Below are 16052 nucleotides of genomic sequence, written 5' to 3' on the forward strand. Positions count from 1 at the left end.
CATGGGGCCTCAGCGCTTGACGGGCATCCATGCCCGTCACCTCCCTCCGCAGTCCCTTCGCTCGGCCTCCTGAAGTCGCAATCGGCGGCGCCTGAACTACCGTGCACTTAGAAGCAAAAGCAAAAGCAAAAGCAAAAGCAAAAGCAACGGCAGCGGCAGCGGCAACGCCGATTCCAATCAGCGGTCCTTGAACTGCGCCTCGCGCTTGGCAATGAACGCAGCCATCCCCTCTTTCTGGTCTTCGGTAGCAAACGCCGCATGGAACACCCGCCGCTCGAAGCGTACACCCTCGCTAAGGGTGACTTCGAACGCACGGTTGACGCTCTCCTTGACCATCATGCTCACCGGAATCGACTTGCTGGCAATGGTCGCAGCCACCTTCAGCGCCTCTTCCACCAGCTCCGCCTGCGGCACGATACGCGCCACCAGGCCAGCACGCTCAGCTTCCTCAGCCCCCATCAGGCGACCGGTCAGGCACAGTTCCATGGCCTTGGCCTTGCCCACCGCACGGGTCAGGCGCTGGGTGCCGCCCATGCCCGGCAGCACGCCAAGGTTGATTTCCGGCTGGCCGAACCTGGCATTGTCCGCCGCCAGGATGAAGTCACACATCATCGCCAGCTCGCAGCCGCCGCCCAGGGCAAAACCGGACACCGCGGCAATGATCGGCTTGCGCCGGTTGGCAATGCGGTCGGAATCGCTGAACAGGTCGTCTACGTAGATTTGCGGGTATTGCAGCTCGGCCATTTCCTTGATGTCGGCACCAGCGGCAAAGGCCTTGGCGGAACCGGTCAGCACCACGCAGCCGATGTTCGGATCGCGCTCGAGCTGGTCCAGAGCCTGGTTGATCTCGCCGACGATCTGCGCGTTCAGCGCGTTCAGCGCCTGCGGGCGGTTGAGGGTGATCAGGCCGACCTTGCCGTGGATGTCCAACAGGATGGTTTCGAATGCCATGCAGTCTGCTCCTTCAAAGATTGCGCGCAATGACCATGCGCTGAATGTCGCTGGTGCCTTCGTAGATCTGGCAAACCCGAACGTCGCGGTAGATCCGCTCCAGCGGGAAGTCACTCAGATAGCCATAACCGCCCAGGGTCTGCAAGGCATCCGAACAGACCTTTTCGGCCATTTCCGAGGCAAACAGCTTGGCCATCGACGCTTCCACCAGCGCCGGGCGCCCGGCATCGCGCAGCGCGGCGGCGTGCAGCACCATCTGCCGGGCCACGGCAATCTTCGTCGCCATGTCGGCCAGGCGGAAGGCCACCGCCTGGTGCTCGATCAGCGCCTTGCCAAAGCTCTGCCGCTCGTTGGCGTAGTCGCGCGCCACTTCGAACGCCGCGCGGGCCATGCCCACCGCCTGCGAGGCTATGCCGATGCGGCCGCCTTCGAGGTTGGCCAGGGCGATCTTGTAGCCCTCGCCTTCGGCGCCCAGGCGGTTGGCAACCGGCACGCGCACATTGTCGAAAACGATCTGGCAGGTGTCGGAGGCGTGCTGGCCGAGCTTGTCCTCGACCCGCGCCACCTGGTAGCCGGGCGAATCGGTGGGCACGATGAAGGCACTGATGCCGCGCTTGCCGGCGTCCGGGTCGGTCACGGCAAACACGATCACCACCCCGGCGTTCTGCCCGGAGGTGATGAACTGCTTGCTGCCATTGAGCACGTAGTGGTCGCCATCCAGACGTGCACGGGTCTTCAGGCTGCTGGCGTCGGAGCCGGCCTGCGGTTCGGTCAGGGCGAAGGCGCCGAGCATCGCACCGCTGGCCAACGGGGTGAGGAACTGCTCTTTCTGCTGCTCGCTGCCAAAACGCAGGATCGGCACACAGCCCACCGAGTTGTGCACGCTCATGATGGTCGAGCAGGCGCCGTCACCGGCGGCGATTTCCTCCAGGGCCATGGCATAGGCCACGTAGCCGGTGTCGCTGCCGCCCCACTGCTCCGGCACCAGCATGCCGAACAGGCCCAGCTCGGCCATCTCGTCGATGGCCTCCTTGGGGAAGCGGTGTTCCTTGTCCCATTGCTCGGCAAACGGCTTCAGGCGCTCCTGGGCAAAGGCGCGTACCGCGTCGGCGATCTGTTGTTGCTCGTCAGTTACCAGCATGGTTCACCTCAGTACAGGCATTCGACAGCCATGGCCGTGGCCTCGCCACCGCCAATGCAGATGGCCGCCACGCCACGGCGCAGGTTGTTCTGGCGCAGGGCCGACAGCAGGGTCACCAGGATGCGCGCGCCCGAAGCGCCGATCGGGTGGCCGAGGGCGCAGGCGCCGCCATGGATATTGACCTTGTCGTGCGGCAGGTCGAGGTGCTTCATGGCCGCCAGGGTGACCACGGCAAAGGCCTCGTTGATCTCGAACAGGTCGACCTCGGCCAGGTTCCAGCCGGTGCGTTTCATCAGTTTGTCGATAGCACCGATCGGCGCGGTCGGGAACAGTGCCGGGGTGTCGGCAAAGGCGGCGTGGCCGTGGATCACCGCCAGCGGCTTGAGGCCGCGCTTGTCGGCTTCGGAGCGGCGCATCAGCACCAGCGCCGCAGCGCCGTCGGAAATCGAGCTGGAGTTGGCGGCGGTCACCGTGCCGCCTTCGCGGAAGGCCGGCTTGAGCTGCGGGATCTTGTCCAGGCGCGCCTTGGGCGGCTGTTCGTCGTCCTTGATGACGCGCTTCTCCTTGCCCTCGGTGACCTCGACCGGCACGATCTCGGCAGCAAAGCGACCGCTCTTGATAGCGTCCTGGGCGCGGGTCAGCGAGGCGATGGCGAACTGGTCCTGGGCTTCGCGGCTGAAGGCATTGGCCTGGGCACAGTCTTCGGCAAAGGTGCCCATCAGGCGGCCCTTGTCGTAGGCGTCTTCCAGGCCGTCCATGAACATGTGGTCGATGATCCTGCCGTGGCCCATGCGGTAGCCGCCACGGGCCTTGTCCAGCAGGTACGGGGCGTTGGTCATGCTTTCCATGCCACCGGCCACCACCACATCGGCGGTGCCGGCCAGCAGCAGGTCATGGGCCATGATCGCCGCCTGCATGCCCGAACCGCACATCTTGTTCAGGGTGGTGCAGGTGGTGTGCTTGTCCAGCCCGGCGCCCAGCGCGGCCTGGCGCGCCGGTGCCTGGCCCTGGCCAGCCGGCAGCACGCAGCCGAACAGCACCTGCTCGACACTGGTGGCATCGATGCCGGCGCGCTCGACGGCACCACGGATGGCGGCACTGCCCAGCTGCGGCGCGGTCAGGCTCTTGAGGTCGCCCTGCAGGCCGCCCATGGGCGTGCGCACGGCGCTGACGATAACGATCGGGTCATTGGCGAGGGTCATGTTCGCTCTCCTTACTTGGCAGCCATGCGCAGTGCACCGTCGAGGCGGATCACCTCGCCGTTGAGCATGCTGTTCTCGATGATGTGGCGGGCCAGCGCGGCGTACTCCTGCGGGCGCCCCAGGCGCGGTGGGAATGGCACGCCGGCGGCCAGCGAGGCGCGTACTTCCTCGGTCATGCCGGCCATCATCGGCGTTTCGAAGATGCCCGGGGCGATGGTCATCACACGGATGCCGAAGCGCGCCAGTTCGCGGGCGGTCGGCAGGGTCAGGCTGGCGATGGCGCCCTTGGAAGCAGCGTAGGCCGCCTGGCCGATCTGGCCGTCATAGGCGGCGATGGAGGCGGTGTTGATGATCACCCCGCGCTCGCCCCCCTCATCGGCAGCCCCTTCGGCCATGGCCGCGGCGGCCAGGCGCAGCAGGTTGAAGCTGCCGATCAGGTTGACGTTGATGACCTTGGCAAAGCTGGCAAGGCCATGCGGACCCTGCTTGCCCAGCACTTTCTCGGCGCCGACGATGCCGGCGCAGTTGACCAGCCCGTGCAGGCTGCCAAAGGCGCTGACGGCCGCATCGACCGCCGCCTGGGCGGCCTGCTCGTCGCTGATGTCGGCCACCGCGAAACGGGCGTTTTCGCCCAGTTCGCGGGCCTTGGCTTCTACGGCCTGGGCATTGAGGTCGACCAGCATGACCTTGGCGCCGGCCTCGACCAGCATCTGCGCGGTGGCAGCACCCAGCCCGGAGGCGGCGCCGCTGACGATGAAGTGTTTGTTGGCTATTTGCATGATCGGTTTCCTTTCAGGCGCTGGCAGGGGTGGCCTGTTGCGCTTGTTGTTTGGCGACTTCCTGGTTGCGCAGGATGAAGCGTTGCAGCTTGCCGCTCGGGGTCTTGGGCAGCTCGCTGACGAATTCGATTTCCCTTGGGTAGGCATGGGCGTACAGGCGCTGGCGCACGTGCTGGCGCAAGGCCTCTTCAAGCTCGGCGCTGCCCTGGTAACCGCTGGCCAATACCACGAAGGCCTTGATCAGCTCGGTGCGCTCCGGGTCCGGTTTGCCGATCACCGCCGCTTCGATCACCGCCGGGTGCTCGATCAGTGCACTCTCCACGTCGAACGGGCCGACCCGGTAGCCGGAGGTGGTGATCACATCGTCGCTGCGGCCGACGAAGCTGATGCTGCCATCCTGGTTCAGCTCGACGGTGTCGCCGCTGAGGTAGTACTTGCCGACGAAGGCTTTGGTCGGCAGGCCGTGGTAGCCCGCGAACCAGCACAGCGGCGACTGATCGCGGTCGACCGCGAGGATGCCCGGCTGGCCGGCGGGCAGTTCGTTGCCCTGCTCGTCCAGCACCACGATGCGGTGGCCGGGGATGGCAAAGCCGGCCGAGCCGAGGTGTACCGGGTGCTGCAGGCCATGGTGGTTGCACAGCACCATGCCCAGTTCGGTCTGCCCGTAGTGGTCGTGGATGGTCACGCCCAGTTCGTCGGCGAACCAGCGGATCACTTCCGGGTTGAGCGGTTCGCCGGCACTGCTGACCACCCGCAGGCGGCCCTTGATCGGTGCCGAGAAGTCATCCCCGGCGGCAATCAGCAGGCGGTACGCGGTGGGCGAGCCGGCCAGGTTGGTGATGCCCAGCTTGTCGATCACCCGCACGCAGCTTTCAACACTGAACGGGCCATCGTAGAAGGTGGTGGCATGGCCCAGCGACAGCGGGCCGGTGACCGCGTAATACAGGCCATAGGCCCAGCCCGGGTCGGCCAGGTTCCAGAAGTTGTCCTCGGGGCGCAAATCGATGGCATCGCGCATGTAGCCCTGGAACGCGACGATGGCACGCAGCGGCACTTCCAGTGGCTTGGCCGGGCCGGTGGTGCCGGAGGTGAACATCAGCAGGAACGGGTCGTTGCCCGAGCGCATGACCGGCTCGCATTTGTCTGCGGCATTGTCCAGGCACTGCTGGAAGTCCAGCTCACCATTGGGGGCATTGACGGTGATGATGGTCGGGCAGGCGTGCACATCGTCCAGCTTGGCGCGGTTGTGGCTGTCGGTGACGACCACGCGGGCGTGGGACTGCTCCAGGCGATGTTCGATGGCCTTGGGGCCGAACGCGGTGAACAAGGGCTGGTACACCGCACCGAGACGCCAGGTGGCGAGGATGGTGACCAGCAGTTCGGGGGTGCGCGGCATCAGGCCGGCGACCCGGTCACCCGCACCCACGCCTTGCGCTTGGAGCACATTGGCGAAACGGGCAGCCAGTGTTTGCAACTGATCGAAGCTCAACCGCGCACTCTTGCCCTCGCGGTCTTCCCAGACCAGTGCGGTCTTGCCCTCACCGGCATGGCGGTCGCAACATTCGACACAGGCATTGAGGGCTTCGAGGTTGCCATGCAGCGCCGCAGCAGCAGCCTGGCCATGGTCGAACGCACGAGCGGCCTCGGTGTAATCGCGCATCGTCGGACTCCTGGTTTCTTGTTTTTGGAGTTGAACCATCGGTCCGACGATGTTCGCGCCGCGCTGGCGTTGCGGCAATGGCCTAAGTTGTCAAACTGGATGACCGGTTTGGCCGGTGGCCATCAACCCGGTGCGCGCTCCAGGCTGATCACGTAGTGCTCGGTCAGTTGCAGTTGCAACTCCAGCCGATCGGCCTGCAGCTGCGCATCCAGAGCCTGTTCCTGGTTCAGATACTGTGCTTCACCCAGTTCATCGCGCCTTACCGCGAGTGCCGCCCGCTGCTCCGCAGCGAGTTGCTCAAGGTCATTGAACGGCCGGGCGAAGCGCTGTTGCAAAAAGCGCTGCCAGAATGCGCGCGTGCACAGGTTTGCGACTACATCAACGAGAAGGTTCGCCCTTTCCACGGCCGCCTCTGCCGCCTGCAGCCGATGCTCGCTCAACCCTACGGCGGCGGCCCTGAGGCGCATTCTGGCAGGCTGGAACGGCAACCTGAGCCTGGTGCGCAAGCGTACCCTGTAGCGCATTGCCAACGTCGCCAGTACCGCGGGCTCGGCGAAGCCTTCGAGGTTTTGCCGCTCGGCCTCGACATACTCGTCAAGGCGGTCCAGACGGTGCAAGGCGCGCCCCAACGCCAGCAACTTCGAGCCTCGGGATTGCGCACCATCGCCTGCCGCGTCGCGCTCGGCATGCAGACGCAGCAGTCGGCTGAACAGGTCGATGGCACCGTTGTCATCCATTACCACATCGTCGGCCGCCAGTTGCACCTGGCGAGCGAATTCGGCGTCTGTCTCCATCATCGACAGGCACTGCCAGCCCATGCGCAACAGATAAGCCTTGGGCCAGCTGTAGTCCGCCAGGCCTTGCAGAAGCTCCAGCAGATCGAACAGGCGGGCATTTTCGTCTCGGGTGCTCAGCCGGTCCCAAAGCTCACCACGCCCATGGCTGGCGGAGTCGGAACCGACCCACCAGGCTCGGCCGATCTCTTCCTCCGGGTCCTCCAGCAGCGGCTCCAAGGCATAGAGCTTGCCGTAATCGGCCATGCTCAGGCGGTTGCCATCGACCAGGATGCGCTGGCGAAACTCCAGCGGCATGGCCAGCACGCCGTCAGGCACACCCCGCAGGAAATTGTCACGCAGGTCGGCTCGTTGCAGGAAGCCACACAGCTCGAGCCCTCTGGGCCACTCGCTGAGCCCGCAGCGGCGCAAATTCAGCTCGATCAGATGAGGCAGGTGATGGAAGCGCATTTCGTACACCCCCAGCGGGCTGTTGTAGCTCAGGTCGAGGTGGCTGAGCAGCGGCAACCCGTTCAGTGCTTCGATGGCATGAGCATCCAGGCGAATGCGGTTATGCCCCAGGCGCAACCGGCGCAGGTTGGTCAGGTAGCCAAGCCCGCGCGGGCAGCGCAACAGCTGGTTGTGGCTCAGGTCCAGCTCCTGCAGGTAGGTGAATGCCCGCAGAAACTCCTCGTTCACCACCCCGATGGTCGTCTCGCTCAGTACCAGGGTGGTGACGTGATAGAAATCGATAGGCGCAGGCATGACCGGCAACGAATCGGTTGGCAAGTCATTCAGGACCAGGCGCAGCCCCTGGCGCTTGCCGTCACTGTCGACCACCACATGGTCGCCAAGCGCCTGCCAGGCACGCAGCAATCGTTCGGCGAACAGCTGGCGTCGCGCCCGCAAAGTGTCACTCAGCGCAGCCGACACCCAACCATTGAGCGCGCGGTTCAACTGCTCAAAATCGTCCTGCAGCGCCAGGAGCGCATCGGCGACCGACACATTCTGCAGCAGCCAGCGGTCAACTTGCGTTTCCAGCGAATCGCCCAGCCCCGGGAAGAATCGCCTCAGGCCGGCCCGCAGTTGTTCCCTGGGTGTGGTGGGCAGTGCCGCACGCCCGCTGAGCAGGTAACCGACGCGGCCATCGGCAAGGCGCTGCCCAGGGTTGAACCAGCGCTCCGTCGACGCCCAACCCAGCATGCGGGCGATTTCCTCATGGGTACCCAGGTGCGCCATGAGTTTCTCGCGCAAGCCCTCGGCATTGGCGTTCTCGGCCAGGCCCAAACGGCCCAGCAGGTTGCGCGATTCGAGCGCGGCCAGCACAGCCTGGAAGATGCACGAGGAAGCAGGTGGCTGCGTCGCGAGTTTTCGGCCCTGCCCGTCATACAGGGCGAAGACCCCTTGCTCACGCACCAGTACCCGCTGCTCGGCCGCATCGCCAACCGAACCGATGCGCTTCAACGCCACGGCATCCGCAGCAGCATTGCTCAACGCCAGGCTGAACGCATCAATGGCCTCGACATTCAGCAATGCCAGCACCAGCATGCCCGTTTCATCGCTATATGCGCTCGGCAGATAAAACCCTGCCAACGCCCTGCTCACCTTCGCCAGCGAGCACAACGACCTGGCCTGGGTGGCCAGGCTTTGCGGCAACTTTCCACCACTGACGAACAGCTGGCGAGCGTCGTGACTTGCTCCGTCGGCCAAATCGCGCGCATAGGGCTCAGGCAGCCCCAGCGCCATCAGCGGCTTGAGCAAAGGCTCCGCCGATTCGGGCAGGCGTGTCAGCCGTGCGAACAGCAGGTCGCTCGACCTTGGCCGGTCCGCAAGCACTGCGGCACGCCCTTTTACGCTGCCCGGTCGGGCCTCGCACCAGGCCAGCAGCTGCAAGTCCTGATCGGAGACAGTGTCGCGTTCCAGGTGGCTGAAGAACGTGTCGATCCGGGCATCGGCATCGAATGCCCTGAGGGTTTCCCGCAAGGTGGCAGGCGTTCGCCGGTTTTCCACCAGCAGGCCGCGCAGTTCGTCCTCATCGATGCCGGCCATGCGCAAGATCCGCTGCGCCTGCTGGCTATCAAAAGGTTGATCGCGCGGCCAAAGGGTATCGAGCATTTTCGCAGGGTCGCGCCAACGCTGCGGCTCATCATGCATCAGGCGCCAGCTGCGTTCGCCATTGTGCAGCACGACCGGGCCGTACGCCTCTTCGCGACCGGGGTGGCGCAGACGCCAGGGGCCATCAGGGTCAGGCCGATGAACCTCGTAGAAGACCCCGTCGGCCTTCATCCAGCGGCGCTCGCCATTAGCATAGGCTCCGTCCGCACCCAAGGTGATCGTTTCAGGGGTCGAGGCAAAGGCTGCCAGATCTCGGGACCACAAACGCCCCGCCCCATTGGCGAGCCTTACCGGCTCCAGCGCCGCGACGAACGCGCTGCGCACGAAGGTGACGCCCACCACCGTCGCGGTGGTGCCCGCCAGTATCTCGGCAACGCCCAGCATGTGCTCCAGCGCCTCGTGCTGATGGCCTCGCAACCAGTCCTGCGTGCCCTCGAAAACCTCCGAGAGGGTGTGGGCCACCAGTTGCCCGAGCAGCAAGCCGCCCACCACAGGAATGAACAGCCCAGCGAGGTTGAGCACATCGAGACCGGCGGCCTTCCACGCCTCATGCCGCTCACGCGATGCGGCTTCATCGGCATCGGCGGTCGGCACCAGCAACAGGCGGCCATCCTGCTTCACCCGGTTGGTCTGCTGTGCAGCCAGCGCCTGGAAAATGTCATGTTGCGGCACGCTGCCATCGAGCTCCAGGTCCGGCTGGTCATCCTTCAGGCGGGCCTGCAGCTTGTGCATGAACCCGGCACGCTGATCCAGGCCGATCAACTGGCTGAACGCCTGGCGATAGGGTTCATGGCGCAGCTCGGCCACTAGCGCGCGGTTGATCGAGACATGGTCGTCGAAGTGTCGCAGCGCCTGTACCGGGTCGCTGGGCAGGTAGAGCACGCCGCCCTGCGTTTGCCCATGTGTGTCGCGAAGTTGAATCCACACACCATCCGCCACTGGGCAACCGAGGGCTTCAAGCAGGCCCGGGTGGCCCGTGAGGCTGGCGGATCGCCGATCCGCGGGTTCATCCACCAGGGCGTGCAATGCCTCCTTGACCGGCTCGGTAATCTCGCCTTTGAGCGCGGCAACCTGCACGGCCAGGCGCAGCCCGGAGCGCTTGTCTTCACAGAGGACGCGTTGTGCCGTGGCATCGAATGTCTGGTCCAGCTCCTGCTGGTACAGGCGCCCGGCATCGAGCTTGCGACACGCCTCGACCAGTTCATCGGTGCCTCGCGAAAGTACCCGTTCCTGCCCCGGCGCGACCAACCCGGTTCCCAGGTAGAAATCGTTGCTGGCGGCAAAGTTGCGCATCAGGCGGAGCAAGCCGTTTTCACGCCGTTGCCCGTAGGTGGGAAATGGCGGCTCAGCGCCGGGCGTGGACGAGAAACGATGGGAAACCTCCAGCCACTCCAACTGCCAGAACGCTACGTCGCCCGGCAGCGGCTCGCGCAACAAACTGGCGAATTGCCGTTCGGCGAACTGCTGCGGCGACGGCAGCGCCAGGGTGATCCCGCGCAACCGGGCCTGGGTGGCATGATGGGCTTCCAGGTTTTCGCGCAAGGTGCGTATCTGGCTTTGCGTGGCCTGTTTGAGCCAGGCAGGCAACCGGTCACCGATGAAACCGTCGTGCAAGTGGCTGGAAGACGCAGAGGCGGGCTGTGGGGCGTGTGGTTCGCGGGTCATGGCAGGTCCCTGGATGGCTGTCGAAAGCCACGCATGGTGTGCAACCTGCCGGCGCTTGCGCAGAGGGAACCCCTGCGGTAGAAGCAGGGCGGCACACTGCGTGCCGCCCGTTAAGCGCCGTCACTTTGCCTCTGGCACCATGAACGCTTCGTGCGTAAGGCGCTGGGCAAGGCTGGCCAGGGCCTGCTCGCGCTCATCGCGCAGGGCGTTGCTCAGGTTCCAGTACTCGTCACTGGTCAAGGCCTCCCTTTGCTCGTCCAGTGTTTCCAGCCGCAGGGAGAATTGCGTTTCAAGGGTTTCGAAGTCGTCCGCATGCTCTGCCCGCAGTACCGGCAACCAGAAATCACGCTCGCTGATGAACACGACCCGTTGCTCGCCCGCCTCCACCTCCAGCACTTCCTTGAAGGCCTCCTCCAGTTGCAGCGGCGACACGTTGGCCAGCCTGCCAAACTGCATGTGGCGAGGTTGGCCCAACAGGTCCAGGCGCTGGGCCAAGCCGCTGAGGTAGGCAAGATTGACCTCCACCTCCTCTTCATCGTGGTTCCCCCGGCTCCAACGTCCATCCTGGTAGCGGGCGTCGATTTCGCGCCGGGCGATTTTCTCTACCCAGTGCACGCGAAACAGCCGCTTGGCCAACTGCAGGCGTGCCGCGCGGGTCGAAATCGGGTCGCCGCCGCGGGTGGCCTGCTCGACATGCATGCGCACCTCGAGGCGGCTGAACACGGTGGAAACGCTGTCCACACAGGTGGTGGGCTCCGCTGCCAGGTCAAACAGCGCCATGCGCGTGGCAGTATCGGCATGGGCGGCATCCAGTATTGCCCATACCCTGAACCCGAGTTCGGCCGGCGCCTTGCTGAATTCGGCCGTGGCCGTCAGTTGCCTGAGCAGCTCGAAGAAAGCCAGGCTGCTGGGCTCGGCATTCAGCGCATTCCACTTCACTTCCTGCTCCTGCCGCGCTGCTGGGTCCAGGGTCTGCAGCCATTGTTCCCGGGCCGGGGTGTGCCGTTGCGGGCGGGGCGTGGCCAACAGGCGTTCGACGGCATAAAGGCGATCGAGATCCTGCACTGGCAGCGCATTGCCCTCCAGGTGCATGGCACGGCGCAACTGCAACGGGGCCTGAAACAAGGCTGCCGGCAACTCGGCTATCTGGTTGTTGCGAAGATCGGCGAACACCAACAGGCTACACCACTCCAGGCCCCGGGGCAGCGCCGTCATCTGCACGCGGTTCAAACGCAGGATCCGCAAGCTGGGCAGCCGCTCGAACTGTAGCCTGATGTCGCCGAGCGGGTTGTCACTCAGGTCCAGCGAACGCAAGAGCGCCAGGCCGGTCAGCACATTGGCCTGCGGCTCCGAGATACGAATACGGTTGCGCGGCATCAGCAACTGGCGCAAGGCGGTCAACCGCTCCAGCCCCGCAGGTAGCGCGCGCAAGGCGTTGTCGCTCATGTCCAGGCACAGCAGATTGGGGAAGCAGGCGAGGAACCCCGGCGGGATGGCATCCAGACCGAGCGCCGACAGGGTCAATTCCGACACGTGCGAGAAGTCCGTCCCGACCGGCAACACGGGCAGGCTGCCCACCGGTACGGCGACGATGCTCAGGCTGAGCACCGCATCGTTGCCGATAGCCCCGACGGCGCGGTCGCTGCGCATCTGCCAGGCACGCCGCAACGAATCTGCGACGCGTCGGCGTGCGCGGCTGGCGCTGCCCGCCACCTCTTCAACCCAGGCCAGCAAGCTGTCATCCAGGCGGCGGTATTCCTGCTCGACGCGCAGCAGGTTCTCGAACAGGCCCCCGCGCATGTCCAACAGGCCCTGGACATAGCGATCGACGCCGATATCCCCGATACCGGGATACAACGCGCGCACCCGCTGCCGCACCACGCGCTCCGGCGAGCCGATGCACGACTGGCAGCCACCCAGTGGATAGCCCGCTCGGCCATCGGCCAAACGCTGCATGGGCGAAGCCATGGGCCTTGCTTCCCGCCAGCCGAGCAGGCGCAGCAGGGCCTGCCGGTCACCGGGTAGCCAGGCCTGCATCTGCTCGCGGATTCTGGTCGGCGCATCGGCGCCATTCCACCCCTGTCGCACCCGGTATTCCACCGGCAGGCAAGCGGCCAGCACCTCGAACAGCCCCTCGGGGGCGGCGACCTCGCGCTCATCCGGCAAGCCTCTGTCGTTGTAGAGCTGGAAGCGCCCCTCCCGCCTGACCAGCACCACGGCCTGCTCAAGGTCGGTCTCGGCGAACAGCCGCTCCATCGCTGCCCCGGCATACGGGTCACGGCGCAATACCAGGTTGAACCCGGCAGCGCTGGGGCCATGCCGACGCAGCAGGGCAAAGGCCAGCGCCACCACTTCCGGCCGGTAACTGCCTTGCAGGTACAACGCTTCGCGCATGCGGGTCAGGCGCGCCAGTTGCAGGGCCACCCGCGCCTGTTCAGCCAACGCCAGCGGCAGGCGGGACTCTGCCTGCATGCGCAAGCGCACAGCCTCGGTAGCCTGCTCGAGCACATCGAGGGCATAGGCGTCTGGCAGCGTCGGGAAGTCGCGCTGGATCAAGCCCAGCAGCGGGTCGTCGGCCAGGTAAAGCCTGGAGAAATGCTCGAGCATCGCCTCACGCAACTCGCTTGCCGCGTCACGGATCGACAGCACCTGTTCTTCGACGGTTTCACCCTGCAGATGCAACCGTTCGATGCACCATTGCCACAGCTCGGTAGCGGTATCAGCCTCCCCCGCTTCCAGCCGGCTGAAAAAGGCCTGCGCGCGTGCGTCCACGGTAAAGCGCTGCAAGGTATCGCGCAGCTGCACCGGCAACCCGCGCCGTTCCACCAGCAGGCCACGCAAGTAGGCCTCGTCGACATCCGCGACCTTCAGCACCTGTTCCACCCGCACGGCGTCCATCGCGGTCGCCGCCGGCCAAAGCCGCCCGAGCAACAGTGCGGCGCCCTGCCATTCCAGTGGCCGCTCGTAAGCCAGCCGCCAGCCACGCGCAGAGCAACGTTCCAGCACCGGCCCGAACACCGTGTCACCTTCGGCATGCAGCAAGCGCCAAGCGCCATTGGCGGTTTGCCTTACCCGATACAAGGCACCATTCGACCGCCACCAATGTCGCTCACCCTCGGCGAGCAAGCCGTTGTCGAGCTCCGTCAGCTGAACGGGTGGAGTAGTGTCCTGGTAAGGCGCCAGCTCATTGCGCCAAAGCCGTTGCCGGCCATCTTCGGTGATGACCGGCTCCAGGGTTTCGACGAATGCGCTGCGGGCCAGATGGACACCGACAACCACCGCACCGGTGGTTGCCACGCTGAAGGCCACCTGAAGCATATGCATCAAGGCCTCATGCTGATGGCCCAACTGCCAGTCACGCACGCCCTCGAAAGTTTCAGTCAACAGTTGCCTGGCCAGGTCCGCCACCAGCAAAGCCCCGATGACCGGCACGAACAGGCCCGCCAGGTTGAGCAATACCAGGCCGGCGCCTTTGAGCTCGTCCATGCGCTGCTCCGCAGCCGCGTCGTCGGCCTGGGCGGTGGGCACCGCAAGGAAACGTGCATCGGCCTTGATTCGCTGCATGTGCCAGGCGGCCATCGACGCAAAACCGTCCCCCGCTTCCAACACCCTGCGAGGTTCCAGGTCAGGCTGTGCATCCTGCAAGCGGGTAGCCAAAGCCTGCTCGCAAGTGGCGCGATCATCCAAGGCAATGCGCCGCACGAATGCCTGCCGATAGTCCTGGTTGCCCATCGCCGTGGCCAGGACGCGGTTCGCCTCATCCCAATTGGTGAACGCGCGCAGGGGTTGCGCCTGATCGTCAGGGGTATACAGGATCACTTTTTTCAAGCGCCCAGGTACCCCGAAGGGAAACGTGGACTGGTGGCGGGGCTGCTCGATCAACTCAACGGCCAGCGCGCCATCCACCCGGCAGCCAAGGACCTGCAGTGCACCGATCTCCAGCTGCACCGGCCCCTTGATCACGGCGGGTTCAACCTTGCACGCGATACGCAGCACTAGCAGGTCTTCCGGATCCAGCTGCTGCTTGATGGCCGCGATCTCGACCGCCACGGCCAGTTCCAGGCGCCGGTCGGTGGTCAGGGCTTTTTCAAAGTCAGGGGTCAATACCTGCGCCAGGTGCCGCTGGTAGGCGCTGCCGACATCCACCTGGCGGCACAGGCTGACAATCCGGTCGATGTCTGCGCTCACCACCTGCTCGTCCTGGTGGGCTGCCGGAAGGGTCAAGGCGGTGCCGAGGAAGAAGGACTCGTTGGCCTTGAAGTTCTGCAACAGCTTTTGCAAGGCCGGCATGCGCACGAAGTACGGTTGATAATCAGGGATCAAGCCGGTTCTCACATCCAGCCGTGCGCGTGTTTCGCGCCACACCAGTTTGTCCAGGTCGACCTGCAGCTTCAGCTGGCTGTCCAGGCGCAAGGCAGGCTCGAACAGTTGCTTGGCAAAACGGTCCAGAGGCTGCAGGCGGTCGGCGAACCCTGCCATCTTCCGCTGGCTCGCCAGATAGGCGTTGAAACGCAATTGCAGCCTGGCAAGCTGCTTGGGCTTGGCCGCCTTCAACCAGGCGGGCAAGCTTTGCGCGATGAAATCTTCGGCGGGGTGAAGCAACTTGGGGTGCAAGGCAGGTTGAGACATCGTCGATTTCCTGGTCAGTGATCGACTTGTCACGATGCTTGCCGGCGGCGCCAGCCGGCAGCGGGAAGGCGTGGTTCCCTAGCTGCCACTGCCGCGCTTGAGGATCAGCGCACGGTAATGCCCAGGGTTGCAGCCGAACCACTTGCGAAATGCCTTGTAGAACGAACTGCTGTCGGCAAAGCCCAGGCGCTCGGCGATTTCGCCCATGGCCGCGTCTTCCTGGCTCAGCCAGGCAATTGCAAGCTCACGACGCACGCTGTCCTTCAACCCTTGGTAGTTCTGCCCCTCTTCGGCCAGCCGTCGGCGCAGGGTAGAAGGCGACAGGCACAACTGGCGCGCCAGGCTGTCGCCATCGGGCCACTGCCCCGGGTCCAGGCGCAGCAGGTCGGTGCGAATGCGCCGCCCGAGGCTGGCCGGGTCACGGTACTTGACCAGGATGTTGCCCGGCGCCTCGGCCAGAAAGCGCTGCAGTTCTTCTTCGCTGCGCCGCAGCGGCAGCTCGAGGCATTCGGCAGCGATGATCATGCGCGTGCGCGGGCGCTCGAACTGCAGGTTTTCCGAAAACATCACCCGGTAGTCATCGCAGAACGGCGGTTCGGCACAGCGCAGATCGATGGCCAGGATCGGGATACGCCGCCCGGCCAACCAGCAGGTCACACCGTGCACGATCATCCAGAAGGTGAAATAGGTGAAAGCGCGGCGCGGTGTGTCACGCGGTTCGTTGATGACGATTTCGGCCAGGCCTTGCTGGCGCACCAGGCTTGGCTGCAGGTCTTCAAGCATCAGTGACAGGAACGCCAGCGCGGTTTCCAGGCCGGCGCCCAGGGTTGGCTGGCCCATGCTGGCACGGCACATGAACGCCAGGCTGCCGCTGCGCAGACCGCGCGGGTCCATGGCGAAGAACTCATCGTTGCAGCGCCGCGCCAGCAGACGCCAGAGCCGGGCATAGGACTCGGCACTGACTCGTGCCGCTGGCAGGTGCAGTTGTTCGACGGCGATACCCGCCCGGGCCAGCAAGCCGGTATCGGGCTCGCCGGCGGGGCAAGTCTGCAACAGCGCTTCGCGCACCAGCTGCATGGAAATGGTGTCTTTCTCGCTCATCGACGGTCCTGTCGGCTCAATGCCGGCCATCTTAGG

At 65.2% G+C, this 16052-nt stretch carries 8 protein-coding genes; all 8 read right to left on the bottom strand.

Annotation, left to right across the window (positions count from 1 at the left end; genetic code table 11):
• Positions 1-177: 177 nt before the first annotated feature.
• Positions 178-951 carry an enoyl-CoA hydratase gene (locus tag CAG34_RS25835; protein ID WP_013971834.1) on the bottom strand — a complete coding sequence of 258 codons (774 nt, stop codon included), beginning with the start codon at positions 949-951 and terminating at the stop codon, positions 178-180.
• A gap of 13 nt (positions 952-964) precedes the next feature.
• Positions 965-2092 (bottom strand): acyl-CoA dehydrogenase, encoded by a 1128-nt coding sequence (locus tag CAG34_RS25840; protein WP_085593208.1) that lies wholly within the window; start codon positions 2090-2092, stop codon positions 965-967.
• A gap of 8 nt (positions 2093-2100) precedes the next feature.
• The gene (locus CAG34_RS25845; RefSeq protein ID WP_085593209.1) at positions 2101-3294 is read right to left on the bottom strand and encodes an acetyl-CoA C-acyltransferase; all 1194 of its coding nucleotides are present in this window, start codon (positions 3292-3294) and stop codon (positions 2101-2103) included.
• 11 nt (positions 3295-3305) lie between these two features.
• Positions 3306-4073, bottom strand: coding sequence for an SDR family NAD(P)-dependent oxidoreductase (locus CAG34_RS25850; protein WP_013971831.1), 768 nt, complete (start codon positions 4071-4073; stop codon positions 3306-3308).
• Positions 4074-4086: 13 nt separating this feature from the next.
• A complete protein-coding gene (locus CAG34_RS25855; protein ID WP_085593212.1) occupies positions 4087-5733 on the bottom strand; it encodes an acyl-CoA synthetase in 1647 nt (548 codons plus the stop codon).
• Positions 5734-5855: 122 nt separating this feature from the next.
• Positions 5856-10286 carry a dermonecrotic toxin domain-containing protein gene (locus CAG34_RS25860; protein WP_085593214.1) on the bottom strand — a complete coding sequence of 1477 codons (4431 nt, stop codon included), beginning with the start codon at positions 10284-10286 and terminating at the stop codon, positions 5856-5858.
• 120 nt (positions 10287-10406) lie between these two features.
• Positions 10407-14915: an NEL-type E3 ubiquitin ligase domain-containing protein gene (locus CAG34_RS25865; RefSeq protein WP_085593216.1), complete on the bottom strand. Its 4509-nt coding sequence runs from the start codon at positions 14913-14915 to the stop codon at positions 10407-10409.
• 78 nt (positions 14916-14993) lie between these two features.
• On the bottom strand, positions 14994-16016 hold the full coding sequence (locus CAG34_RS25870; RefSeq protein WP_085593218.1) for an AraC family transcriptional regulator: 1023 nt from the start codon (positions 16014-16016) through the stop codon (positions 14994-14996).
• Positions 16017-16052: the final 36 nt, after the last annotated feature.

It is taken from the genome of Pseudomonas sp. B14(2017), from assembly GCF_002113255.1.
GTDB lineage: Bacteria > Pseudomonadota > Gammaproteobacteria > Pseudomonadales > Pseudomonadaceae > Aquipseudomonas > Aquipseudomonas putida_Z.